At 34.3% G+C, this 26,980-nt stretch carries 23 protein-coding genes; 5 read left to right on the top strand and 18 right to left on the bottom strand.

Going from position 1 to position 26,980, the window contains the following annotated elements:
* Together AB674_RS10540 and AB674_RS10535 are read left to right on the top strand one after the other, a co-directional pair.
* Positions 1-579, top strand: coding sequence for a pentapeptide repeat-containing protein (locus AB674_RS10540; protein WP_047776410.1), 579 nt, complete (start codon positions 1-3; stop codon positions 577-579).
* A 130-nt stretch (positions 580-709) separates the two neighbouring features.
* The gene (locus AB674_RS10535; protein WP_047776409.1) at positions 710-1,435 is read left to right on the top strand and encodes a DUF6090 family protein; all 726 of its coding nucleotides are present in this window, start codon (positions 710-712) and stop codon (positions 1,433-1,435) included.
* Positions 1,436-2,060: 625 nt separating this feature from the next.
* Here AB674_RS10535 and AB674_RS10530 read toward each other — a convergent pair.
* The 5 genes from AB674_RS10530 to glyA all read right to left on the bottom strand — a co-directional run bounded on the left by AB674_RS10530 (position 2,061) and on the right by glyA (position 6,479).
* Positions 2,061-2,582: a hypothetical protein gene (locus AB674_RS10530; protein ID WP_047776408.1), complete on the bottom strand. Its 522-nt coding sequence runs from the start codon at positions 2,580-2,582 to the stop codon at positions 2,061-2,063.
* Positions 2,583-2,660: 78 nt separating this feature from the next.
* Complete coding sequence (locus AB674_RS10525; RefSeq protein ID WP_047776407.1) at positions 2,661-3,158, bottom strand: GNAT family N-acetyltransferase; 498 nt, start codon at positions 3,156-3,158, stop codon at positions 2,661-2,663.
* A gap of 21 nt (positions 3,159-3,179) precedes the next feature.
* Positions 3,180-4,220: a GMP reductase gene (locus AB674_RS10520; RefSeq protein WP_047776405.1), complete on the bottom strand. Its 1,041-nt coding sequence runs from the start codon at positions 4,218-4,220 to the stop codon at positions 3,180-3,182.
* A gap of 239 nt (positions 4,221-4,459) precedes the next feature.
* Positions 4,460-5,104, bottom strand: coding sequence for a tRNA-(ms[2]io[6]A)-hydroxylase (locus tag AB674_RS10515; RefSeq protein WP_316931885.1), 645 nt, complete (start codon positions 5,102-5,104; stop codon positions 4,460-4,462).
* 100 nt (positions 5,105-5,204) lie between these two features.
* Positions 5,205-6,479 carry a serine hydroxymethyltransferase gene (glyA, locus tag AB674_RS10510; protein WP_047776584.1) on the bottom strand — a complete coding sequence of 425 codons (1,275 nt, stop codon included), beginning with the start codon at positions 6,477-6,479 and terminating at the stop codon, positions 5,205-5,207.
* Positions 6,480-6,587: 108 nt separating this feature from the next.
* Here glyA and fahA point away from each other — a divergent pair, with 108 nt between their 5' ends.
* Entirely contained in the window at positions 6,588-7,871 is a 1,284-nt protein-coding gene (fahA, locus tag AB674_RS10505; RefSeq protein ID WP_047776404.1) for a fumarylacetoacetase, read from the top strand.
* 629 nt (positions 7,872-8,500) lie between these two features.
* Here fahA and AB674_RS10500 read toward each other — a convergent pair.
* From AB674_RS10500 to AB674_RS10485, 4 genes are all read right to left on the bottom strand, one after another.
* Entirely contained in the window at positions 8,501-9,658 is a 1,158-nt protein-coding gene (locus AB674_RS10500; protein ID WP_053004238.1) for an agmatine/peptidylarginine deiminase, read from the bottom strand.
* Positions 9,659-9,714: 56 nt separating this feature from the next.
* Entirely contained in the window at positions 9,715-10,542 is an 828-nt protein-coding gene (locus tag AB674_RS10495) for a GyrI-like domain-containing protein (protein ID WP_047776402.1), read from the bottom strand.
* Positions 10,543-10,573: 31 nt separating this feature from the next.
* Positions 10,574-11,269 (bottom strand): hypothetical protein, encoded by a 696-nt coding sequence (locus AB674_RS10490; protein ID WP_047776400.1) that lies wholly within the window; start codon positions 11,267-11,269, stop codon positions 10,574-10,576.
* Between the two features lie 285 nt (positions 11,270-11,554).
* Complete coding sequence (locus AB674_RS10485) at positions 11,555-12,595, bottom strand: agmatine/peptidylarginine deiminase (RefSeq protein WP_047776398.1); 1,041 nt, start codon at positions 12,593-12,595, stop codon at positions 11,555-11,557.
* A gap of 186 nt (positions 12,596-12,781) precedes the next feature.
* On the opposite strand from AB674_RS10485, the gene AB674_RS10480 reads away from it, so the two are divergent.
* The gene (locus AB674_RS10480) at positions 12,782-14,305 is read left to right on the top strand and encodes a choice-of-anchor I family protein (protein WP_047776393.1); all 1,524 of its coding nucleotides are present in this window, start codon (positions 12,782-12,784) and stop codon (positions 14,303-14,305) included.
* Between the two features lie 76 nt (positions 14,306-14,381).
* On the opposite strand, the gene AB674_RS10475 is transcribed toward AB674_RS10480, so the two are convergent.
* The 4 genes from AB674_RS10475 to clpB form a co-directional block, all read right to left on the bottom strand.
* Positions 14,382-15,269 carry a carbon-nitrogen hydrolase gene (locus AB674_RS10475; protein WP_047776391.1) on the bottom strand — a complete coding sequence of 296 codons (888 nt, stop codon included), beginning with the start codon at positions 15,267-15,269 and terminating at the stop codon, positions 14,382-14,384.
* A 698-nt stretch (positions 15,270-15,967) separates the two neighbouring features.
* The gene (locus tag AB674_RS10470) at positions 15,968-16,393 is read right to left on the bottom strand and encodes a hypothetical protein (RefSeq protein WP_047776390.1); all 426 of its coding nucleotides are present in this window, start codon (positions 16,391-16,393) and stop codon (positions 15,968-15,970) included.
* A gap of 193 nt (positions 16,394-16,586) precedes the next feature.
* Positions 16,587-17,462: a DUF808 domain-containing protein gene (locus AB674_RS10465; RefSeq protein ID WP_047776389.1), complete on the bottom strand. Its 876-nt coding sequence runs from the start codon at positions 17,460-17,462 to the stop codon at positions 16,587-16,589.
* A 411-nt stretch (positions 17,463-17,873) separates the two neighbouring features.
* Positions 17,874-20,477, bottom strand: a complete 2,604-nt coding sequence (gene clpB, locus AB674_RS10460; protein WP_047776387.1) for an ATP-dependent chaperone ClpB — start codon at positions 20,475-20,477, stop codon at positions 17,874-17,876.
* 155 nt (positions 20,478-20,632) lie between these two features.
* On the opposite strand from clpB, the gene ytxJ reads away from it, so the two are divergent.
* Positions 20,633-21,022, top strand: a complete 390-nt coding sequence (gene ytxJ / locus AB674_RS10455) for a bacillithiol system redox-active protein YtxJ (RefSeq protein ID WP_047776578.1) — start codon at positions 20,633-20,635, stop codon at positions 21,020-21,022.
* A 280-nt stretch (positions 21,023-21,302) separates the two neighbouring features.
* Here ytxJ and AB674_RS10450 read toward each other — a convergent pair whose 3' ends face one another.
* The 5 genes from AB674_RS10450 to AB674_RS10430 all read right to left on the bottom strand — a co-directional run bounded on the left by AB674_RS10450 (position 21,303) and on the right by AB674_RS10430 (position 26,945).
* Positions 21,303-22,472: a hypothetical protein gene (locus tag AB674_RS10450; RefSeq protein ID WP_047776385.1), complete on the bottom strand. Its 1,170-nt coding sequence runs from the start codon at positions 22,470-22,472 to the stop codon at positions 21,303-21,305.
* Positions 22,469-23,464: a DUF2157 domain-containing protein gene (locus AB674_RS10445; protein ID WP_047776384.1), complete on the bottom strand. Its 996-nt coding sequence runs from the start codon at positions 23,462-23,464 to the stop codon at positions 22,469-22,471. Before AB674_RS10445 ends, AB674_RS10450 begins: the two co-directional genes overlap by 4 nt.
* Positions 23,465-23,595: 131 nt before the next feature.
* A complete protein-coding gene (locus AB674_RS10440; protein WP_047776382.1) occupies positions 23,596-24,165 on the bottom strand; it encodes a hypothetical protein in 570 nt (189 codons plus the stop codon).
* A gap of 440 nt (positions 24,166-24,605) precedes the next feature.
* Positions 24,606-25,886 carry an argininosuccinate lyase gene (gene argH, locus AB674_RS10435; protein ID WP_047776381.1) on the bottom strand — a complete coding sequence of 427 codons (1,281 nt, stop codon included), beginning with the start codon at positions 25,884-25,886 and terminating at the stop codon, positions 24,606-24,608.
* A 60-nt stretch (positions 25,887-25,946) separates the two neighbouring features.
* Positions 25,947-26,945, bottom strand: a complete 999-nt coding sequence (locus AB674_RS10430; RefSeq protein ID WP_047776379.1) for a virulence RhuM family protein — start codon at positions 26,943-26,945, stop codon at positions 25,947-25,949.
* Positions 26,946-26,980 lie beyond the last annotated feature (35 nt).

Raw genomic sequence — 26,980 nt, 5'->3', positions numbered from 1 at the left:
TTGAAAAAAGAATCTGAATATTTCCTTGATAAAGAATACAATACCATCGTTTATGGTAAAGAGGATCTTAATTTTAAGGATTTTGAATGTTGTGTTTTTTCGAATTGTAATTTTTCTGCCTGTACTTTTCTAGCCGTTACCTTTATTGATTGTGTTTTTAATGATTGCATTTTTAATAACACAAAAATCAATTATGTGGCATTCCGGACAGTTACTTTCAATCATTGTGAAATAAAAGAAGTGAATTTTGCGATGTGCGACAAGTTGATCTTCGAGGTTCATTTTTACAATTGCATTTTAGATTTCTCTAAATTTTATACCTTAAAAATAAAAGGAACAACCTTTAACAATTGCAGCCTGATCGCCGTAGATTTTATGGCCACAGATCTGACAAGTGTTCTTTTTGATTATTGTGATCTCTACCGCTCTGAGTTTGACAAAGCCATCGCCAACAAGGCCGATTTTAAAACCAGTTTCAATTATACGATTGACCCTTCTAAAACAAAGCTCAAAAAGGCTGTTTTTTCTTTGAATGAAGTGAAAGGCTTATTATTTAAACATGATGTTATTGTGAGTTAGATATTAACTTCAACCTTATTATATTCTTTCATCCTAAATATTTAAATTTTAACCGATAAAACTCAAATATTTTAAGATATTTTAGTCAATTACTATATTTTTGTAAAAACGTAACTAACTAATACAAAAAATGGCAGACCAGGAAATCATTAAACACACTAAAAAAGTACATCGAATTGTAACAAACAAGAAGCACAATCTTGCAGAAAAAATAAAAGAAATTAGTTTAGAGATTTTTATCATTGTTTTTGCCGTTTCGCTATCGATCTGGTTGCACGGATGGAGCGAGCACCAACACGACCAGCAAGACGTTAAAAAATTCCTGATTGGACTTAAATCAGATATCCAAAATGATATTAATAGTACTAAATCTTTAATCAAACAGTATCAGGAATTTGGTCAAATATACCAGCACCTTAACCAATTAGATCAAAATAAATCTTACGACGAAAATCAATTTAAAAAAGAATTATCATTTATCAATTTAAATGCCTATTTAAGACCTAATATTTACAGATTTAACGGTTTTGTGTCATCGGGCAGAATCGGAAATATCGAAAATGATTCTCTTTCCCTAAACATTCTGAGATTCTATCAGAAAAACCTCTCTGAAGTTAATTCTTCTGAATCAGGATGGCTAGCGCGACAAAAAAAATTACAATCTTATTTAGAGGATAATTTAACCAATCCGGAAAGCACTGCCGACAATTGGAAACTACTTAATACTCCAAAAGGTAAACAGTTGACAAAAAATCTTGTTCCGTGGGATCAGATTTATGAGCGTTACAACAATTTAATCCTTTTAGGAGAAACAATCGTTAAACAGATTGATAAAGAATACGATCTAAAAGAATAGATTTTTTTCTTAATCAAACAGGATCTAATCAATGTTAATAAACAAGTGATTAGATCCTGTTTTGTTTTTAAAGCGGTCGCTATGGTCAACAATTTATTATTTAAAGACAATCTTATTTTGAATCAAATCCAAAAGTTGCAGAATAATTTTTAGAACTTTCCTCTTGTTAGAATTAGTAGATTTTATACTTTTTGATCACAGCTTTTTAAATTTCCCAACTTCTCGCTTTGACGATCTCGCAGAGACGCAAAGCCGCAAAGTTTCTTCTTCTTATTTTTAAGCTTTTCTATTTTTCACTTTCTCACTTTGGGCTTCTCGAAATGTCATGGAGTCTCAAAGTTTTTTTTCTAATTTTTTTATTAAAACTTTACGATTTTGCGACTCTGCGAGATTTTTACTTCTCCGCAACTTTTGGACTTGATCTCTTACTTTGAGTTATTACCATAAAAAAAGCCAGTATAAACTGGCTCGTGATTTCTATATTTTCTTTAGGATTATCCTACTATAACATCTCTTTTCATGGCATACAATTTTAAGTTAATTGGATATACAATTTTACGCAATAATTACCTTGTAGACAAATAATTAGTGTTAAATATTAGTGTTAAATATTAGTGTTAAATAATTAAGCAACCCCTAAATCATCTCCCGATTTAAACCTTTTCGTTGTAATAACATCTTTACAATAGAAGTCCTGAACAAAAATATTTGTAAAACCCGACAGTGAATGTTTAGCAATTACAGTAAGTCTAATGTAAGAAGACGTATCACTCCAATTTGATTCGATATCTTCACTGGTTCTGACTCGCATGGCATGTAAACTATTTGTATCAGATTTCTTTTTACAGGGAATATAGGAGATGAAATTATCCTTTAAAACGATATCCTTTCCTTGAATATTCATGCCTCCAACACCTCCTACTTGTTTATAAAATGTCGGTTCAATTCTAATATCAAATATTTCTGAGTTTGTTTTATTGACAAATTTGAAAAAATAATTTACTTCTCCTTCAAATATTACCTTACTTACATGAGGTGATATTTCAATCTTTACTCTTTTTCTTTTTAAAAAATACATTAAAAACAGGTAAGATGAAATTACGCCTGCAACGATACTGATAGTGATTCCTAAAATTAGATCTGTCATTAAATGAATACTTTGACAGAAAGTTAAACTCAAAATTCAAACCATTAAAAGATTATCTCACATTGCTTTGATTTCGATTTACAATCGTTTCTCCATCACATAATCCTCCATTAAATAACCGTTTCCAATTTCGATATTAACTTCATCGATAATTTTAAAACCTGTTTTCTCATAAAAATGTAAAGCTTTATTAAATCGGTTTACATTTAAATACAATGAAGCGGAATTATGCTCTAAAGCAAAATTGCCAATACTTTCCATAACTGATTTTCCAATTCCTTTACCTTGTGTTTCCGGCAAAAGATATATTTTATGAATTTTTGTAATAGCTTCTTTTTTATAATTGTGCTCAATTCCGATAAATCCTAAAACCGAATTTTCGTCAGAAATCAAATAAAACAACTGTTCTTTTTTATCCAACTGAGCGGTTAAAGCTTCGTCCGAGTAAAACAAATCCAGCATATATTTTAGTTGTTCTTCAGTCAAAATTTCACCATAAGTTATAGGCCATGTTTTATAGGTTATATCCTGAATTATTTTAATATCATTTCTGCCTGCTTCTGAAATTGTAATCATATTTAAGTATACTGCTTTAAATTAATTCGTAAAAACTTGATTTTCCTGTTCGTTTACCCTAATAAAAGTAGTTCGTTTGGTAAGCTCTTTTAATCTTGAAGCGCCTACATAAGTACAAGTGCTTCGTATTCCTCCTAAAATATCTAAAATTGTATTTATAACTTTTCCTTTAAAAGGAACCTGAACCGTTTTTCCTTCACTTGCTCTGTATTCAGCGACACCGCCTACGTATTTATCCATGGCGGTCTTCGAACTCATTCCGTAAAATTGTCTGAATTCCTTACCATTAATTTCGATAAGCTCTCCACCACTCTCTGTATGTCCGGCAAGCATACCGCCTAACATTACAAAATCGGAACCTGCGCCAAAAGCTTTGGCAACATCTCCCGGTATTTTACAGCCCCCATCGCTAATAATGTGCCCACCTAAACCATGAGCAGCATCAGCACATTCTATAATAGCCGAAAGTTGCGGATACCCAACACCGGTTTTTACACGCGTTGTACAAACGGATCCTGCACCTATGCCTACTTTTACAATATCTGCGCCGGCTAATAACAGTTCTTCCACCATTTCACCGGTTACCACATTACCGGCAATAATAACTTTATCAGGATATTCCTTTCGTGTTTGTTTTAAAAACTGAACAAAGTGTTCCGAATACCCGTTGGCAACATCAATACAAATAAACCGCAACACTGGATTGGCAGTTATAATCTCTCTGATTTTTAAAGAATCTTCTTTTCCCGTCCCCGTACTTATAGCGATATAATTGTAAAAATCGGGAGTAACTTTCTCTAAAAAATCAGTCCATTCCTGAAGCGAATAATGTTTATGAATTGCCGTAAACATTTTTTCTTTAGCCAAAACTTCAGCCATTTCAAAAGTTCCGACCGTATCCATATTGGCAGCCATAATCGGAATTCCTGTCCAGGTACTGCTACTGTGCAAAAATTTAAAATTTCGTTCTAAAGAGACTTCCGATCTGCTCTTTAACGTTGATCTTTTGGGTCTGATCATCACATCTTTAAACCCCAATTTTAAATCAGTTTCTATTCTCATGGTGCTAAATTTCTGTTACTCTCAAATGTAAGGATTTTAGATTTTAGATTTTAGATTTTAGATTTTAGATTTTAGATTTTAGATTTTAGATTTTAGATTTTAGATTTTAGATTTTAGATTTTAGATTTTAGATTTTAGATTTTTGTTGGAACGGAAAATTGGAACGGCAAACTGTAACTACAAACTGAGACTGTAAACTGAGACTGTAGACTGAGACTGAGACTGTAAACTAAAAAAAACTACCCGTGAATAGTCTCTCCTTTTCCGTAATTTGAGATAATTGACTCTTCGTAGGCCAACCATTCTCTCCAACGTTTTTCAACATCGATTCCTACTCCGTATTTTCGGGCATAGGTGATGAATGTTGTGTAATGACCGGCTTCACTTTCCATTAATTCTCTGTAAAAAACAGCCAGCTCTTCGTCTTGAATGTTTTCAGATAAAACTTTAAAACGCTCGCAACTTCTGGCTTCAATCATTGCCGAAAACAATAATCTTTCCACTAAACCGGAAACTCTGCTGCCATCACCGCTTTTCTTCATGTACAAATACAATTCATTTACATAATCGTCTTTGCGCTCGCGTCCTAGTTTAAGGCCTCTTTTGATGATGATATTATGCACCTGCTCAAAGTGATCGATTTCTTCTTTCGCTAAAGCCAATAAATCTTTCACTAAATCCTGATGCTCAGAATTATTTGTGATAATCGTTATGGCATTTGTAGCCGCTTTTTGTTCACACCAAGCGTGATCTGTCAGGATTTCCTCGATGTTTTTCTCTACTATATTAACCCATCTAGGGTCAGTTGGCAGTTGTAATCTTAATACACCCATATTCTTTTTTTGTTTCAGGTTTTCTTTTGTTTCAGGTTTTCTTTGTCTCATTTTTTAGTTGAAATAAAAACTAAAAAAAGTTTAAAGCTTTGTGCTGTTTTAAACCAACACAAAACTTTAAACTTGAAATTTTAAACTTGAAACTTATTTCTTAGTAAACGAAAATTGGTCTTTCGCTCATCATTTCATTTACTTCATTTGCTACTTCTTCGATCACTGCTTCGTTAGTGTGATCCACAAGTACTCTGTCAATTAAAGCTACGATAGTTTCCATATCTGCTTCAACTAAACCACGAGTTGTGATTGCAGCTGTTCCAACACGAATTCCTGAAGTTACAAATGGTGATTTGTCATCAAAAGGAACCATGTTTTTATTTACTGTAATTTCTGCTTTTACTAATGCGTTTTCAGCTTCTTTTCCTGAAATGTTTTTGTTTCTTAAGTCAATTAACATCATATGGTTGTCAGTTCCTCCAGAAATAATGTTATACCCTCTTTTCACAAAAGCATCCGCCATAGCGTTTGCATTTTTTTGCAATTGCATAGCGTAAGTAAAGAATTCGTCTTTTAAAGCTTCTCCAAAAGCAACAGCTTTAGCAGCAATAATATGCATTAATGGACCACCTTGATTTCCTGGGAAAACAGCTAAATCTATTAAAGAAGACATCATTCTGATTTCTCCTTTTGGAGTTTTTAAACCTTGTGGGTTTTCAAAATCTTTCCCCATTAAGATCAAACCTCCACGAGGTCCGCGTAATGTTTTATGTGTTGTTGTAGAAACAATATGGCAATGTGGAATTGGATCATTTAATAATCCTTTTGCAATAAGACCTGCAGGGTGAGAAATATCAGCAAATAAGATTGCTCCTACACTATCTGCGATTTGTCTGAAACGTGCAAAATCCATATCACGTGAGTAAGCCGAAGCTCCTGCAATGATTAATTTTGGTTGTTCTTTAGTAGCAATTTCCTGAATTTTATCGTAATCTAAACGACCTGTTTCAGCATCTACACCATAAAAAACCGGACGATACAAACGTCCTGAAAAGTTTACCGGTGAACCGTGAGTCAAGTGACCACCGTGTGACAAATCGAAACCTAAAATCTTGTCTCCAGGGTTCAAACAAGCATGGTAAACTGCTGTATTTGCTTGAGAACCTGAGTGAGGTTGTACGTTTGCATATTCAGCACCAAATAATTCTTTGGCTCTGTCAATAGCGATTTGCTCGATTACGTCTACTACTTCGCATCCTCCGTAGTATCTTTTGCCAGGATATCCCTCAGCGTATTTATTCGTTAAAACAGACCCGGCTGCTTCAATTACTTCATCACTTACAAAGTTCTCTGAAGCAATAAGTTCTAATCCGTGAATTTGTCTGTCCTGTTCCTCTAGTATAAGGTCAAAAATTTGTTCGTCGCGTTGCATTTTTTCGTTTTTCGTTAATTTGATGCAAAAATACAAAAAAACGTTTGTCATACAGTTAGATTATGATATATTTGACAAGTAATTTTTCAACAAATAATTAACATTCACATGCCGATAACCGCCAACGATACCAAAAGAAAATCATGGTTAGAAGTGCCTGAAAATAGCGACTTCCCTATTCAGAATATTCCTTTCGGTGTATTTCTTACCAAAGAAAATGTCGTTACAGTAGGAACCAGAATTGGCGATTACGCTATAGATCTAGGAGCTTTACAACAATTAAACTATTTCTCCGGAATAGATTTAACTGATGATATGTTTATGCAGGACACGCTAAATGATTTTATTTCTGACGGAAAAAAAACATGGCGCCTGGTCCGCAACCGCATCGCAGATATTTTTGATGCAACCAACCCACAACTTAGAGATTCGACAAAAGATCGTGATATCGTTATTTTCAAGATCGACGATGTTGAAATGCAATTACCGGTTTTAATTGGTGATTATACAGATTTTTACTCGAGTAAAGAACACGCTACAAACGTAGGGAAAATGTTCCGTGATCCCGAAAATGCTTTATTACCAAACTGGTTACACATTCCGGTAGGCTATCATGGAAGAAGTTCTACGATTGTTCCGTCTGGAATTCCGGTTCACAGACCAATGGGACAAACATTACCTAATGGAGAAAAAACACCCGTTTTTGGTGCTTCCCGATTAGTTGATTTTGAATTGGAAACTGCTTTTATTACCACAGACGTAAACGTAATGGGCGAAAATATCCCAACTTACGAAGCCGAAGATTATATTTTCGGAATGGTTTTACTAAACGACTGGAGTGCACGTGATATTCAGAAATGGGAATATGTGCCACTTGGGCCTTTCCTTGCAAAAAACTTCGCGACTTCTATTTCGCCTTGGATCGTAACTATGGATGCATTAGAGCCTTTTAGAACAAAAGGACCTAAACAAGATCCGGCTCCGCTTCCTTATTTACAAACGAAAGGAAAAAAAGCTTTCGATATTCATTTAGAAGTTTCTATTCAGCCTTTAGATCAGGAAGAAACGGTTGTTTCTAAATCAAATTTTAAATATTTATACTGGTCAATGTGTCAGCAATTAGCACACCATACTTCTAATGGATGTCGTGTAAATTCTGGCGATATGATGGGTTCAGGAACTATCTCAGGACCAACACCGGACAGCTTTGGTTCGATGTTAGAACTAACCTGGGGAGGAAAAAATCCATTAAAATTAAAGGATGGAAGCGAACGTAAATTTATCGAAGATAATGATACCGTAATCATCAGAGGTTTCTGCGAGACTAATGAAGTTCGTATTGGTTTTGGTGAAGTTGCCAGCCAATTATTACCTCCTTTTGTGAGACAATGAAGAGCAAATGAATTGCCTGAATAATATAAAAAAACTTGTTAGTATTTCACTAACAAGTTTTTTTTTGTTTACGTTGTTTCTCTCGCAAAGTCGCAAAGACGCAAAGTTTTTACTTTATTACGTTAAGCTCTATACCCTACAAAATAGGGAAAAACGTGTAAGTAAGGTTTAATCGAAGCTAATTTGTGTTTTGTTGAAAGGACTGGATATACTTAAATAAAATAGCACGCAGATTTTGCGGATTTAACGGGTTTTCGCGGAAAGCAATGATCAAAAATCTGTGAAATCTGCGTGAAAAAAAATCTTAAAACTTTGCGATTCTGCGACTTTGCGAGAAATCAATCACGCTGCGAAATGAATTATATTAATTTGACGATAAAAAAAACTTGTTAGTCTTCTGGATATACTTAAATAAAATAGCACGCAGATTTTGCGGATTTAGCGGATTTTCGCGGAAAGCAAGGAATAAAAATCTGCAAAATCTGCGTGAAAAAATCTTAAAAACTTTGCGTCTTCGCGACTCTGCGAGAGATCAACCACACCGCAAAACGAATTATATTAATTTGAAGACATAAAAAAACTTGCTAGTCTTCACTAACAAGTTTTTTACATTTTAAAATTTAATAATGCTATTGCTTAGGTTGCTGTTGGGTAACACAATGTACCATTCCGCCATTTGCATATAAGTTTCTGACATCTATACCGACAACTTCTCTTCCCGGATATAGGCCTGCTATAATTTTATTTGCAACACTATCATTTGGATCGTTGTAATTTGGAACCAAAACTTTACCATTTGCAATATAGAAATTAATATAATTCCCTTTGTAACCAAGTGCTTTCCCTGTTTTTGTAACTACATTTTTCTGTGTAAGTGGCAAAATTACTTTTGTATACACTTCGTTTTTGGTGTTTGAGGCTGCATTTAAAATCGCAATATCCGAATCTATAAGTCCCCAACCTGATAAATCAGAATTACTCATTGTGATCATTTTGTTACCAGCTGCAAATTTCATGATCCCATCGATATGCATATCTGTAACATCCTCTTCGCTAAAACCTCCTTCAAGCCAAATGAATTTTGTAGCTCCAAGGTATTTCGTGAAATTTGATTCCGCCTGAGCTTGACTCATTCCTTTATTTCTAACCGAATTTCTAGGTTTTTGACTGATTATAGAACTTTTAGTTGCCATTAATACTCCATGACCGTCTAATTCTACCGAACCCCCTTCGTTTACCATTACATTATTTAAGTTCAATACGGTTACTCCGGTGTCAGCTCCGATCGCACTAGGTATTGCATCACAATTCGCTGAATCGTATTTGCCTCCCCAGCCATTAAACCCCCAGTCTTCGATCACTAGTTTTCCCTGAGCGTCACGTACGTAAATTGGTCCGTTATCTCTAACCCAAACATCGTCTGTGCGATGAATTTTAAAATCAACATTAGTTAAAGAAACGTTTGCTGCTTTTAATAAATTAGTAATTCTCGTTTGTTCAGCGGTATTGTAAGCAATGATATGCACTTTTTCGGTAGATTGTAGCGCTTTTGTCATTGCTACCCAAGTTTCGTCCAGTTCGTTTCTGTAGGTAACACCGTGTTGGTATTGATGTGGCCATTGCAACCACGTCCCTTCATGTGGTTCTGATTCTTCGGGCATTTTATACACTATTTGTGTAGGATCAGGTTTACCGATTACCTCTGCAGTACCTTCGTCGCCGGCACAAGAATTAAAGATTGGAGCAGCCATCGAGGTAAATAAAATTAAGAATTGAAATTTAATCATGATGTATATTTTTTTAGATAGGCAAAACTAGAATATGTCTGAGTATCAAGATTGTCTTATTTTGACAACTTTCGTTTTACGGGAACGTATATTGCTGTTCTTAGTTGGTCTGGTGATTTTTCATCATCAATGTATTGTTCTATAATAGGAGAAGTTCCCAATTCATAGTCACTCTCATAAAGCCATCGGTAATATATTTTTCGGTAGGTTTCTTCAATTTTATCAAAATCACCAAGATGAATATACTTCGCATACCACCCTCCAAAAATAGCTTTCGAAAGATATAATTTTGGACTAACACAGTTGCCAATACAGGCCTCATACCTTGATTTCTCTTTATCCGAAATTATAGGCTGGTCCACAATCACGCCAAAACAATTGTAAGGTGGGATCGTTTTATTCTCTTCAATAATCGCATCCCAAAGCTCATTTATCGCTACATTATTGTAATTATTACTGATAAGCGTTTTAGAATAAACTTGTATTTTCTCTTTGTACTCGTATTCAAAATCAATAAACGAAAGGTCATTTTCTTTCCCTTTTATATATTCCTCAAAAAGAGGTTTTCTGTTCTGGCGGGCTTGTAAAGGCGTAATTTCAAATTTATTTTTAAATGCTTTCGCAAAAGACTGATTGTTGCTATACCCAACATCATACGCAATAGCTACAATGGTATTATTGGTATAAATCAACTGTTTATAAGCGTTTTCCAGCTTTAACCGGGTACAAAAATTACCTATTGTTTCCAATAGTATCGCACTAAAAATACGCTGTATGTTTCTATAAGAATAATTCGAAACTGCTTCTAATTCTTCAGGTTCGATTTGCCGATGATAATTGTCTTCTAAAAAAGTAAGTACCTTTTGTATATTCTCTATTTTCATCGATTTTAATGTGAGCTGTAAATAAACATTATCAGTTTTTTAAATCCTCAAACTCCAAATAAAGCTGCCTTAACAAATCAACTTTAAGTTTTCTACCATCAAAATTAACTTCAATCGTGTTTCCGCTAACACCAATGGGCGCATTAACCGTTTCATCAAAAGTGAAAATTTTATACGTATCTAACCGTTCTCCTGTTTTTATTTGCAGAATTTGATCGAAATCCGGAGCTTTCGCAATACTATGAACGGCAAACTGCTCCCTATTATTACCAAACAAAATAAAATCTGTAGTTTTTGGCTTAATCGTATTTGGACTCAACTTCTTAAAATAAATAACCTCCTGAATTCTTACCGCAACCGATTCGGCAATTTTAATGCCTCCGCGTTCAAAATGCCCTCTGTAAATACTTGCTCTAAACGGACGAGGATTTGCAATCATTTCCGGTAGAATAAACTTTTCCGGTTCAATTGTGTAAGTAGCATGTTCAGGATGTTCCTGTTGATCCCTTATAAATTGCTGTCTAATTCTTTCATCAAAAACCAATTCCAGAACAATCTGATAATCATGCGGAGATCGAAACATTGGTAAATGGTACGCATAAATTTTATTTCTTCCAAAGATAGCCATGCCGTGTGTTGAAGGCTCGTCCTGCGCACCATGATCGTGTTGCTGCGAAAAAACACCACAAGAAATAAGAACAAAAAAGAAAAATACTGTTTTTTTCATCTTTAAGTATATTTAGATTAGGGACTTTTTTTGTCCTAAAAACAATAGCAATGAAATAATTGTCTTTAGAATTTAACTTCAAAGTTAAAACAAATCTACTATCTAAAACATTTTTCACAAATCAATACAACACTGAAATTCAATATTTTACAAATAAAAATACATCATACCAAGTAATTACTTATCCATTTGAATAAATAAAAGCAAAAAAAAATATCCGTACAGCTGTGTACGGATACTTTTTACCAAATGCCAACTTACGGCACTCTATTTTAAAAGACTTATTTAAGCCGGAATCTGCTGACTTAAACAGTGCAGCGTTCCAAATCCCCAAATAAAATCGATACAGCTAATTCCGATCACTTCACGATCAGGGAAACACTCCGATAGAATATTCAGAGCCACACGATCGTTGCTATCATTAAAAGTTGGAACCAAGACACAATTATTCAAAATCAAGAAATTAGCATAACTCGCCGGTAATCTTAAATCCCCAAAATCAACACGTTTTGGCATTGGCAAAGCTACAATTACTGGAGATTTTCCGTTTTCTAACTTCGCATTTTGTAAACGTTTTAAATTATCCTGCAAAGCCTTGTAATTAGAATCGGTTTTATCGGTTTCAACAATAGTAACAATTGTGTCTTCATTTACAAATCGACATAAATCATCAATGTGTCCGTGCGTATCATCTCCTTCTATTCCGTCTCCTAACCAGATTACGTTGGTAACACCCAGATATTCTTTAAAAACAGCTTCGTAATCTTCTTTGGTAAATCCGGGATTTCTAACCTGAATTGACTGGTGCATCAGACATTCCTCAGAAGTCAATAAAGTTCCTCTTCCATTTACATCAATAGCACCACCCTCTACAATTACCGGTTTACCTTTATACATTACCTGCGTTACCGGCACCTCAATAAAATCAGCTACTTTAGAAGGAACATGTTTATCTAACTGATGATTTTTATATTTTGCCCAACCATTAAAATTAAAATTCAGCGCTTCTCTTTTTGAACCGTTTTTTACAATAATCGGCCCTGAATCGCGCATCCAGCTTCTGTTGGTTTTATGAATGATAAAAGAAATATTACCCATATTCACTCTTGCGTCTTCTAACATTCCGGCTACTTTCTCTTTTAACTTTTCATCGGCTACAACCAAAAAAACAGTTTCAAAAGTGGCTACTTTTTTTATAAATTCTACAAAAGCCCATTGAATGGCTTCGTATTTCCCTGGCCAGTCATTGCCATTATGCGGAAAACACAATACAATTCCCTGCTGTTTTTCCCATTCTGCTGGGAATCTTCTATTATTTGTTGACATAAAGCATTTCTAAATTTGAAAGAGTACAAAGATAATGATTCATAAGGATTATAAAACAACTGAGCGAAAATCAAATCAAAATCAGTCCAAAACAATTCCTAAAATTAAGTTAAAGATTAAATAATACAGCCTTAATACAAAGCCAGCTTCTGCTATTTACATTTGAAAAAACTAAAAACAAACACAATGAAAAAACTAAGTATCTCTTTATTAACCGCTTTGTTTCTAATGGCAAGCTGTAATAATGACGAAAACTCAAACAATGAAAAACCCGAAGCTGTTGTAAACGAAGATCCCGGAACCTTCAAAGAAATCGGAAGCATTACTATAGGTGGCGAAGGTGCAGCAGAAATTTCAGCTTATGATGAAAAAACAAAAAGACTTTTTACAGTTAACAATAGCGGAACGAATCAAATTGATGTAATTGACATATCAGACCCTACAAAACCAACCAAAATTGGCAAAATTGACTTAACTCCTTATCAAGGTGCCTCCAACAGTGTTGCTGTTTTTGACGGAAAATTAGCTGTTGCTTTAGAATCTACAATCAACAAACAAGGAAATGGAAAAGTGGTTATCTTTAATACAGCCGACTACAGCCTGATTAAACAAATTACCGTTGGTGCTTTACCGGATATGATTACGTTTTCTCCGGATGGAAAATATATAATGACCGCTAATGAAGGGGAACCGAATACAGATTATTCTCAAGATCCAAACGGAACGATTTCGATTATCGAAGTAACAAACAATTATGCGGTTACTACTTTAGATTTCAGTTCGTTTAGCAGTCAGGCCGCAGCCTTGAAAAAAGACGGTTTCAGAATTTCAACCTTCGCTAAATCTTTTGCACAAGATATCGAACCTGAATATGTAACTATCTCTGATGATTCTAAAACGGCTTGGGTAACGCTTCAAGAAAACAACGGTGTTGCAAAAGTGGATTTAGTCTCTAAAAACATTACCGCAATTTATCCTTTAGGTTTGAAAAATTACAATACTGCCGAAAATGCAATTGACGTAAGTGATAAAGATGATAAAATTGCTTTTAATCCTTGGAAAGTAAAGGGGATGTTTATGCCGGATGCTATTAGCCATTTCTCTTCAAACAATGTACCTTATTTTGTTACTGCTAATGAAGGTGATGCCAGAGAATATGCAGCGTACAGCGACATCAAAAGAATGAAAGACATGAAACTGGACGCAACCGTTTTTCCTGATGCTGCTACTTTGAAACTGGAAACCAATTTAGGAAGACTAAATCTTGTCGCTGACATGGGCGATACGGACGGTGATGGTGATCTGGACGAAATGGTTAGTTTTGGTGCGCGTTCTTTCTCGATCTGGAACGGAAATACCGGAAAAATTGTTTACGACAGCAAAAATGATGTGGACAAAAAGACCAACGAACTAGGTACTTATGATGACAAACGTAGTGATGATAAAGGTTCAGAACCGGAAGCAGTAGTAGTGGCTAAAATAGGCACTCAAAACATACTTTTTGTAGGATTAGAAAGATCAGATGCCTTTATGACTTATGATGTAACCAATCCGACTTCACCACAATATTTACAGACTGTAAAAACGGGTGATGCTCCTGAAGGAATTCTTTTTATTCCGGCGTCAAAAAGTCCGACAAAAAGAAGTTTAGTTGTAGTAAGCAGTGAAGGTGACGGAACTATTAAAATTTTCCAGCCAAGTTTGAAGTAAATTCTAGCATTCAACAATAAATAAAAGAAGCCGTTTCAAGTATTTGAAACGGCTTCTTTTTATCTAAAAAATTGAATTAATCAATTGCTCTTTTTGTAATATCTCCAAAAGCATCAATTCTTCTGTCTCTGAAAAATGGCCAGTTCTGACGTACATTTTCCTGTAAATCCAAATCAACTTCGGCAATTAGAATTTCTTCCTGATCGTGTGATGCCTGTGCCAAAATTTCTCCCTGAGGTCCCGCTATAAAAGAAGCTCCCCAAAATTGAATTCCGTCAGTACCATCAATATATTGTTCTAAACCAATTCTGTTTGCGGCAGCAACGAAAACGCCGTTTGCAACAGCATGACCTTTCATTACGTTCATCCACGCCCCATATTGATTCTCTCCATATTGCTCTTTTTCTTTTGGATGCCAACCGATTGCTGTTGGGTAAAACAATACTTCTGCCCCTTTCAAAGCTGTAATACGAGCTGCTTCCGGATACCATTGATCCCAACAAATCAGTGTTCCAACTTTTCCTTTTTTAGTTTGAATAGCCTGAAAACCTAAATCTCCCGGAGTAAAATAAAATTTCTCATAAAAATGAGGATCATCCGGAATGTGCATTTTACGATACAAACCAGCTTCTGTTCCATCAGTATCAATAATATAAGCACTGTTATGATAGATTCCAGCCATTCTTTTTTCGAAGAAAGGAACAATAATAACAACTCCCAACTCTTTCGCTAATGCGCTAAAAGCAATAAATGAAGTACTGTAAAGCGGTTCTGCTAATGCAAAATTATCAACATCTTCGCTTTGGCAAAAATAATGACTGCTATATAATTCAGGCAGTAATATAACTTCAGCACCTTTATTGGCTGCGTCTTTTACCCAGCTGATGCATTTTTTAAGATTATTCTCGGCAACATCGTTCAGGTTTAACTGAATAACGGCTATTTTATATTTTCTTTTCGGCATGACATAAAATTTAGAGTGCAAAAATAGTAATTTTTGAAGGAATGGCAAACAGATCTCAATTAGTAACTACTATAAAAAAAGAGCTCATAGGACTACCGTTTGGACACAACTATATAATAAACTTGAACACGAATTTCACGAATTGCCACTAATTTGTTTCCGAAATTAATTTCATAAACCTAGGTTATCTTATTAAAATTTGAGCAAATTCGTGAAATTCGTGTTATTTTTATACTTGTGTCCACACAGTACGCCCATAGGAACTCCTTTTACAATTCTTTGCTTGGATTTTTTTTCGTTGAAAAAATTTTGACAATATAAACAATCCCCTCTTCTTCTTTATAGAGAATCTTATAGTCGCGAACTATAATCCTCCTAAATTCAGGCTGAATTTCATCTGATTGAAATTGATCTGTAAAATGAAAATTTCGACGAAATATAAATCTTTGTTTGCTGAGCTCGTTTTTACGGAGTTTCTCGCGGAGATTTCTCCTTCGTCGAAAGGACAAACGTGGCGTATATTTTTTTTAACAGACTAAATTTTAGCATCTAATTTTCTACTATTCTACAAATTTTGGATTTGATTCTCTTTTTCGTACTTCATTACTTCTAAAACAAAAAAAACACCAATCCTAAGATTGATGTTTAAATGAATGAAATTTAAGGGCAAGCTATTTTTACTAATTACCAAAAGCGTATTAATCAATTACCACTTCATGTACAATAAATTCAGTTTCTGATTTTTTGAATTTAATTTTAAAAGTTCCTTTTGCAGCAGATTTAAATTTATACACTGCCTTCTTAGCATCCGGAACTATTTGTACACACACAGGAGATGCATATTTTACTTCAACTTGTAACCCTTTGTCGGTACCAATTGTAGCTTCTGTAAATTTATTAAATTCTCCACAAGCAGTCTCTGGCATAAATGTTACGTCATAGCTAAGTTCTGCATTCACTTTTCCAGTTGCCGGACCTTCCAATTTAGTTGCAAAAGCATTTTTAGTTACAACAACTACCGGATCTGGTGTTGCTTCTTTCTTATCATCATCATTACTACATGAAGATAATCCAATTAACAAGAACAAAGCTACTAAACCTGATTTAAATCTAAAATTTTTCATATAAAATATTTATTTGTTATTTTAATATGAAGAGGGCGAATAAATAATAAGGTTGCTTAGATTAAATGTTAAAATATTAAAACAAAACACCAAACACCTATAAACAAAGGGATTAACTTCAAAATAAAAACATAAAAAAAACACCAGCTTTGCAACTGATGTTCTATTTATTTGAAAAAATACAATGTTTCTATTAATGCGCTTTCTTTCCAAAAAGTTTTTTCAGAAGATTCACAATCGCTAAAACTATAAATCCAACTACAAGTCCTACAATAAACTCTTTCAAAATCGAAGGAAATTGAGGTAGTAAATGATGGAAAAACTCAATATTGTGAACGAATAAACCTCCGGCTACCAGAATCAAAGCAATTGTTCCGATCACAGTTAAAGCCTTAATCACTTTTGGAAGTGCCTGAACCAATAAATTACCGATCGTTTTTAATATACTTTTTTCTTTTTTACTGTGTTGGATCATTTTAAAACCTACTTCATCCATTCTGACAATTATAGCAACGATACCATAAACACCAATAGTAGCAATCAATGCAATTATTGAAACTACTGCAATCTGTGATGAAATCGGCTGACCAATTACAGTTCCCAATGCAATGATTACAATCTCTACCGAAAGAATAAAATCGGTTACAATAGCGGACTTTATTTTGTCTTTTTCAAGTGCTAAAATTTCTTCTTCTGTAAAGGTTTCTTCTGTAATTCCTTCCGAAGCGTGTTGGTGAGGAAAAAAGAACTCGTATATTTTCTCAGCACCTTCATATGCCAGGAAAAGTCCTCCAAGTACTAAAATCACAATAATGGCAATAGGAAAAAAAGCACTCAACAAGAATGCGATTGGCAAAATAATAATTTTATTAAGTAGTGATCCTTTACTGATTGCCCATAAAACAGGAAGTTCTCTTGAAGAGGCAAACCCTGAAGCTTTTTCAGCATTAACTGCTAAATCATCCCCCAAAATACCTGCTGTTTTTTTTGCTGCAACCTTGCTCATTACTGCAACATCATCCATGATTGCTGCGATATCATCTAATAGTACGAAAAAACCTGATGCCATTTATTAATTTATTTATTTTAAGAATTACGTAATTCATTGGTTTACAAAACCTCATAGAAGCTACGTTATTTGTTTTTTTACCTCTGCGAATCTACTACTTTTTTATCGAATCTTTTGCTAAAAAATTAACTGCATTGCCCTAGAAGCAACCATAGAATGATGAAAATAAATACCGTGCTAAAACACCCGCATCCTAATTTTTTAGCTCCATAACCCGCAATTAACCCTCTGAATATATTGTTCATGATCTTATTGTTTTATGTTCTTAGTAAATTTCAGAAATTAAACAATACATACTGTTATACTACCCTACAATAAAGTTTCATTATTTACGGTTTCTCCAATTTATTTAAACAAAAAAACACCAGTCTTGCGACTGGTGTCTTCCCAATTAATAATTAACTAAAAGAATTAATCGACTTTATGAGTTTGGTTTCTAAAAACCAATTTTCCATCGAAAGCATCAATCAAAATGATACTATCGGTCGTTATATTGTTAGCCAGAATTTCTTTCGACAATTGATTTAACACTTCTCTCTGAATAACTCGTTTTACCGGTCTTGCTCCAAATTGTGTATCATACCCTTTGTCTGACAGATAAGCAATCGCTTCCGGCGTAGCATCCATAGTGATGCCTTGTAACGCCAGCATTTTGGTAACACTCTTAAGTTGCAAGCTTACAATTCTCGAAATATTTTCGATAGTTAAAGGCGTAAACAACACGATTTCATCGATACGATTTATAAATTCAGGACGAACGGTTTGTTTCAATAAAGCCAAAACTTCCACTTTTGCAGCTTCAGTTGCAGCTTCAATACCCCCTTTCAAATTATCAAATTTCTCCTGAATAATCTGACTTCCCATATTGGAGGTCATGATGATAATTGTATTTTTAAAATCAGCCAGACGACCTTTATTATCCGTCAAACGGCCTTCATCTAAAACCTGCAATAAAATATTAAACGTATCCGGATGGGCTTTTTCGATCTCATCCAGTAGAATTACAGAATAAGGTTTTCTACGAACAGCTTCTGTTAATTGTCCCCCTTCATCGTAACCAACATAGCCCGGAGGCGCACCAACCAATCGACTCACGCTATGACGTTCCTGATATTCACTCATATCAATACGGGTCATGGCATTTTCATCATCAAAAAGGTATTCTGCCAAAGCTTTTGCCAACTCCGTCTTACCAACACCCGTTGTCCCTAAGAACAAAAATGTACCAACCGGTTTTTTCATATCCTGCAATCCGGCACGGCTTCTGCGAACAGCATCACTTACTGCTTCAATCGCTTCTTCCTGACCTACAACGCGTTTGTGCAATTCATCCTCCAAATGCAAAAGTTTTTCTCTTTCTGTCTGAAGCATTTTCATCACCGGAATACCTGTCCATTTTGCTACGACTTCAGCAATATCTTCACGGGTAACTTCTTCTTTTATTAAGGAATTACCGGATTGGTATTCCTGCAATTGTTTTAGTAAAACGTCCAGACGCTCTTGAGCTTCTTTGATTTTTCCGTAACGAATTTCAGCTACTTTTCCATAATCCCCTTCACGTTCTGCACGTTCCGCGTCATGTTTAAAATCTTCTATTTCTAATTTCACAGCCTGAACACCGTCAACGACATCTTTTTCAGACTTCCATTTGGTATAGATTTCATTTCGCTCTTCTTTTAGGTTGGCCAGATCCATTCCTAAAATTTTAAGCTTACTTTCTTCTTTTTCACGCTTGATGGCTTCGATTTCAATTTCCAGTTGCATAATTTTTCGATCCAAAACATCTAATTCTTCTGGTTTTGAATTGATTTCCATACGCAATTTCGACGCAGCCTCATCCATTAAATCAATGGCTTTGTCCGGTAAAAATCGATTTGTGATATAACGTTGTGATAGTTCTACCGCTGCAATAATAGCTTCATCTTTAATCTGAACTTTATGATGTGTTTCGTATTTTTCTTTAATTCCACGCAAAATAGAAATAGCACTCTCTGTATCCGGTTCGTCAATTAAAATCTTCTGGAAACGACGTTCCAACGCTTTGTCTTTTTCAAAATATTTCTGATATTCATCTAAAGTTGTGGCTCCGATCGCCCTTAACTCTCCACGGGCCAAAGCCGGTTTTAAGATATTAGCCGCATCCATAGCACCTTCACCTCCACCTGCGCCAACAAGTGTGTGAATTTCATCGATAAATAAAACGATATCACCTTCTGCGGCTGTCACTTCTTTTACTACCGATTTTAGTCTTTCCTCAAATTCACCTTTGTACTTGGCTCCGGCGATCAATGCTCCCATATCTAAAGAGAAAACAACTTTATCTTTTAGATTTTCAGGTACATCACCATCCACAATTCGGTGCGCCAAACCTTCAGCAATAGCCGTTTTACCAACACCTGGTTCTCCCACTAACATAGGATTGTTTTTAGTTCTACGGGTTAAAATCTGCAACACACGTCGGATTTCTTCGTCACGCCCGATAACAGGATCCAATTTTCCCGTACGTGCTAACTCATTCAGATTTTTAGCGTATTTATTTAATGAATTATAGGTTTCCTCAGCAGAAGCCGAAGTTACTCTTTCTCCTTTTCTAAGCTCCGCTATTGTAGCTTTCAAAGCTTTTCCGGTAACACCCTGATCTTTTAAAATCTGTGCTACTTTGCTTTTTGAATCAAAAATTGCCAAAATTAAATGCTCGATTGAAACATATTCATCGTCCATTTTTTGTGCAATAATTTCTGCTTCATTCAATGCTTTATTTGCGTCTCGCGAAAGCATAATATTGCCTCCCGAAACTTTTGGAAAGCTTTGTAATGTTGAATCTAAAATTTGTAAAAACAAAGGCACATTTACATTGAGTTTTTTCAATATAAAAGGCGCCACATTTTCATCCACTTCAAAAATAGCCTTAAAAATGTGTTCGTTTTCTATTTGTTGTTGACCATATCTTTGAGCCAGCTGCTGCGACAACTGAATGGCTTCCTGAGATTTAGTCGTAAACTTATTTATGTTCATATTTGTATGATTTATGATTGATTTATATTTGTAATAAGTAACTTTGCAATTCAATATTCAAATTATATTCCACAATAAAAACAGCGACAAAAAGTCATTAAAAATCAAGGTTTTGCTTGAACTAAATGTCAAAAAGTCATAAAAACAGTCAAAACATGGGTTTTTTAAATTCTATCTTCGGAAATTCTGACCATTCGGATTCACAAAAAAGCAATATAAACTGGATTCCTCTTACAAATTTAACACAGTTGGATGATATTGCTAACATTTCAAATGTTAAGCCTATCGTAATTTTTAAGCACAGTACGAGATGCAGTATTAGTAGAATGGCTTTAAAACAATTTGAAAAAGAATACGATTTAAACGAAACGGTTGATGCCTTTTTCCTGGATTTAATCGAACATCGTGATGTATCTAATGAAATTGCCAACAAATTTAATGTACACCATGAATCTCCTCAATTGTTATTGATTAAAAACGGAAAAGCGGTTTATAATGTTTCTCACAGCGATATTGATGCTGAGGCTTTGAAAACGAAAGTGTAATTTTCTTGTGAAATGCTTTTTGTGAAACGTAAAACACGAAAAAGACCTTATGGATTGTCATTTCGAAGAATGAGAAATCACATCCAATATTCCGCAAACTGTGCGTGAATTTCTAGTGTGATTTCTCATTCTTCGAAATGACAAAAACAAAACCCTGAATTCCTCTAATTCAGGGTTTTGTTTTTTATATTATCTATTGGAAAACATTTCATGTTTCATGTTTCACGTTTCATGTTTCATGTTTCACGTTTCATGTTTCACAAAAAACATTTCACCTAAATCAGAAACTCCCCTCAGATCCCCCGCCACTAAAGCCACCTCCTCCAAATTCCATTGGCGAATCAGCTGGTTTTACTTCCGGTTTCATTCCAAATGTTGAAGCAATAATCAAGGCTTCTGCATTTAAAAAGTCGTTTGAATTGGAAATCCTGTCGGGTTTAAAAGTCAATCCTGTTTCTTTAGTTTTTAATTTCTTTATGGAGAAAAATGCTATTGCGAATAAAAGCAATCCTCCAAGTGTCAGCGCTACCTCTACTGGTAAAACCGAGTGATAAAATCGAAAGCTGTAAAAAGAAAAAGCAATGGCGATAAAACTGATCCACAGCATAATTCTGTCTTTATTCTTTAAAGCGAAAAACAAATAAAGAACAGGAACAGCGAATGTAAAAATCCAAAAGAAAAATGCTAACGGTATTTCGGGGCTTACATCATAATAAATTCCTGAGAGCATTCCAGATAGCTCCCTTACCACCATATAATTTCCGGAAAGATAAAAAAGAATCAAGCTGATACTCTTTATTAAAACAATTCCCGAGTAATAAAAGGGTTCACTTAAATCTTTAAGCAATTTTCTGCAAAAATAATACGTTCCTGCACCATACAATAGCATAAAAAAAGGTAAAATAGCCTGTCCGAATTCCAGAAATTCAAATATTGCATATCCCAATGTTACTGTTAATGCCAAGTAAAAAACCAATACTGACAATAGATGCAAATAACGTAAATACAGTATAAATGAAACTACAGTAACAGCAATTGTAATCGATAGTACATTTTCCCCTTCACTTAAAACCCCAATTGCGAGACCTGTATTTAAAAGAGTTCCTAAAATAAAGGCATCATCGAGTCCGTGATTATGATAGCCTTGTTTGGCTAAAAGTTCCGATCCTACAAAACCTATTGCAACAAAAACAAACGGAAGAACTTTCCAATAGCTGTCTATACCTGAAAGTCCAAAAAGCGAAACTGCTCCGCATAACGACGCATATAAAAACGATCCCAATAAAAAGAAACCGATACGTACCAGAATATTTTTGTGACTGTTGAGTATAGGAAGTTCTTTTTCTATAAAATTGAGCTGTTCTTTACCAATAAAACCTGCATTTTTTAATGCCTCTGCCTCTTCTGTTAAAGCCGAATTGTCTAATTTATTTTTGTCCAGTACAATCATAGCGCAATTTCTTTATTGAAGTTTTTAATTAATTTAATGAACAAAACTATTGATCCAATGAAATAGGCCGGGATAGCTAAAACAAATATTTCCCAAATCTCCGAAAAATCAATATGTTCTAAAAAACGGAACAATACTATATTGATTCCGATATAAGCATAGATAATCGTAAAAACAAACAATGAAATCGCTTTAACCTCATGACTTACTTTATAAAAATAAAAACAAGATGCGCCAAGTACAAAGGCAAATATGAACCAAATCCAATCAAAAACATCCAATAGATTACTGATTAAAGCGATACTAATCATATGCAAAGCAAAAGTTAGATAGATCAAATTAAAATGTGTTTTTAATTGAATTCTGGAGCTATAAATCGTCCATAAAATCAATAAACCTCCTAATACAATGGCAGAATAACTTAACCCTTGATGGGAATAAAAATCGCTTGTAAGCAAATCCTGCGGCGTTACAGAAAACCCTACATAAGCTGCCAAACCTGTAATGGCAATAGTCAGAACACTTCTATTATCAAAATAATAGGCACAAAAGAAACTTACAATTGTGGGAACCAGCGTCGCCAAACCATAATAGGTACCGAAAGGTTTGTATTGAAATTGCAAATAACCAATAAAAATACACGTCAGTATATTGGCTGCGAGCACCAAATATTCCAAAACAGGGTTTTCAAAACTTGTTTCGGATTTTTGGAATCCTTTTGAATTTTTAAAACAAAAATAGAAACAAACACCAATAGCAATCAACAATAGTGTCAAAATCGCAATATGGCCAATAGTATCAATATTTTTATAAATCAGGATTCCGATTCCGGATGTAAAAAGCAAAACTGATATATATAAAAATACTTTTAATTCAGCATGCAACGAAAAAATACCCAAACTACGGTACTCTTTTATCTGGTTGTGTTGTTCTTCCGTAATAAAGTTTTTCTCGAAAAGTTGCTGAGTTGCTTGTTCTTCTAATTGCGTCATACGTATAATTTAAAATAACTGATTACCAAATGTATGTATTTATGACGAACTTTCTGTCGCAGAGAAAAGGTTTTACAAAAAAAGCGCTATGAAACCATAGCGCTTTTCTTCAATTTAGTTTTTACACTAAATTATTTTTGGATTTTAATATCCGCAACAATTCTAGGGTTAGAACCAACTCTGTGAACTGATTTCACATAGATAACTCCTTTTTTACCTGCTGCATTTTTAAATAAAACAACAAGAGGCAATTTACTATCTGGAAACGATTCTTTATCATTAACAATAGTTAAACCATTTAAGTCTTCTCCTTTTTCTAATTTATTAAATTGATCTACTGTATATTGAGTAGTTACATAATTAATAAAATCAGTAGTAGTTGCTTTAGCGATACCATATTCTGCATCGTTAGGAGTTGTAAAGAAATTTAAAGAAAAACTTCCTCCGTAAAAAGCAATATCAATTTTCGGTAACGTAGCTGCATCAATCTGTGCTTTTTTGTATGATTTCCCTGTTTCAGTAGAGAAGAAACGTCCTGCGTCAAAACCTTCTTCAGTATCTAAAGAAAAAGTTACATCCTTAAACGTTTTTAATGTAGCAGTATCAACAACTACATTTTCGTTTTCTTTCTCGTCACTTGAGCATCCGGTGAAAACAGCTCCGGAAATAAATAATAGTACAAAAGCAATCTTTTTGGTCATGTTTAACATTGTAATAATTTTTAAAATTTTGCACGAATATACAGGTAAAGCGCCCCAATTATAAAGTTATTTTAACAAAATCTTTTTGACTTTTTCAACCATCAACTCAACTAGTAGAAAACGAGTATTTTACATTTATAAAACATAAAAAAATAAATTATTAACATTTCCTCTATAGAAATGATAGATTTATTTGTAATAATAGCAATTTTAAATTCTAACACTTTATCTCATTTTCGTAAGATGTTTACACAACGTGATTCAATTCAAAATTGCAAAATCTTAATCTATATTTATCATGCAAAACGTGTTCTTCTACATCAGTATTTAATTAATTCATCTTCCATTATTTTATTAATCCAGACAAAACCAATAAAAAAAAGGCTATCGAAATAAATCAATAGCCTTTCCTGTATTCTGAACAGTATCAAACCGAGACTTTAATAAGCGGCTTTCATTTTCGCTTTTATAGCTTCTAAGCACAAATTATTGATACTTCCTTCGTGTGTGTGTTTGGTTTCTTTTGGAGATTTGTAGGTTCCGGCCTCCAATTGTTCTGCAACTGCTTTGTAAGCATCTCTGAAAGGCATTCCGGCTACAACCATTTCGTTTAAAGTATCAACCGTAAACAAATAATCGTATTTTTTATCTTCTAAAATATGGTCTTTTACGGTAATATCTTTTATAGAGAAAATCGCGATATCCAGACAGGCTTTTAAGTTTTGAAGTGCAGGGAACAAGCCTTCTTTTAGCAATTGCAAATCTCTGTGATAACCGCTTGGAAGATTGTTTGTGATCAAAGTAATTTCGTATGGCAACGCTTGAATTTTATTGCATTTCCCTCTTATTAATTCAAATACATCCGGATTTTTCTTGTGCGGCATAATACTCGAACCTGTTGTAAGATGGGACGGCAAACCAATAAAATCAAAATTCTGACTCATGTACAAACAAACATCCATCGCAAACTTCGATAATGTTGCCGCTACACTGCTCATTGCAAAAGCTACTGTTTTCTCTGCTTTTCCACGGCTCATTTGTGCTGCAACGGCATTGAATTTTAACGTTTCAAAGCCCAATTCCTGTGTTGTAAAGGTTCGGTTAATTGGAAATGAACTTCCATAACCTGCCGCAGAGCCTAACGGGTTTTGGTCGACAATTTTTCCGGCAGCATTCAACATCGTTATATCGTCGATCAAGCTTTCCGCGTAAGCGGAAAACCACATCCCAAAAGAAGAAGGCATTGCAATTTGCAAGTGTGTATAACCGGGTAATAATACATTTTGATGTTTCTCTGCAGATTCCATCAACAAATCGAAAAGTGTTTTCACCTGTTCTTTTAAGGCTTTTACTTCGTCCTTTAAATACAAATGCACATCAACCAAAACCTGATCGTTACGAGAACGTGCGGTGTGAATTTTTTTTCCTGCATCGCCCAATTTTACGGTTAGCAGGTATTCTATTTTGGAATGAACGTCTTCAAAACTATCTTCAATCACGAAATTCCCTTTTGCGATATCAGCTATAATTTCACTTAAGGCATCCACCAAAGAAGTTGTTTCTTCTGAAGTTAGCAATCCGATTTGCCCAAGCATTTTGGCATGTGCGATAGAACCTAATGCATCATATTTGGCAAGAACCAAATCCAGTTCTCTATCATTTCCAACCGTAAATTGCTCAATTTGTTTGTCGGTTGGTATTCCTTTTTCCCAAAGTTTCATAGACTATATATTTTTAAGAAAACCTAACCGATTTTAAAAACCTGTTAGGTTTATGTTTGCTTACTTATTTGACTTCTTTATTTTTAAAACTTCTCTGTCAAAATCAGAAATATAATCCCGATCCTGAATTATTCTAAATTTATCAAATTCAGATTCTGCTTTTATTTTTGCTTCCAATAACGAGATTTTACCATTGTCTAATAAAATCGGATAATTAGACAGCTGAAGAAAATTATTTAAAAAAGTACTCCAATCTTCCATTTTCATCAACAACTGTCTTTTCGCATTATTTTCTGCTAAATCTAAATAAGCCGACACGATTCTGTTCAATTCCTGAATGTGATTTTCACTTAAATAATTTTTAGCAATTACAACATCTGCTTTTTGAATTTTCCCATCGGGAGCATCTTTCCACGTAGACAACCCCATATGCAATTTTGCCGCATCTGCCTCTGTATAAATAATCTCAGCAGCCGTTTTTCCTGAGATTGCCCAATGCAATTTATTCTGTACGGATGCGAAAAAAGCTCTGGTTTCTGATGCGCCTTTTTCATAATCCGCAGAAAGCGCATAAATGTCTGTTATCTTTTGATAAAATCTTCTTTCGGAAGATCTTATTTCTCTTATTTTCCCTAGTAATTCTTCAAAATAGTCTTTACCAAATGATGAACCGTTTTTCAACATTTCATCATTCAATACAAAACCTTTTATAATAAACTCTTTTAAAGTTTTGGTCGCCCAAATTCGGAACTGAGTTGCTTGTTTTGAATTGACACGGTAACCGACAGCAATTATAGCGTCTAGATTATAAAAATCAATCTCACGACTTACCTGACGATTTCCTTCTTTTTGAACAATCCGGATTTTCCGGTTAGTTGCGATTTTTTCTAACTCTTCCGAATTAAATATATTTTGAAGATGCTCATTAACAGTCCTAACATCAACAGTAAATAATTCAGCAATAGCTTTTTGCGTCAACCAAAAATTCTCATCAATATAAGTCACTTCAACATTTATATTGGTGTCTGCTGTTTGATATAATAAAATAGGCTTTTGCATAATTATTCTTTATTTACTAAAAGTTCCTTGATGAT

Origin of the sequence: Flavobacterium sp. ABG, from assembly GCF_001027725.1 — a bacterium.
In the GTDB taxonomy this organism is placed as follows: Bacteria; Bacteroidota; Bacteroidia; order Flavobacteriales; family Flavobacteriaceae; genus Flavobacterium; species Flavobacterium cupriresistens.
Note: the sequence above shows the minus strand (reverse complement) of the source record. Positions and strands in the feature narration are given on the sequence as shown.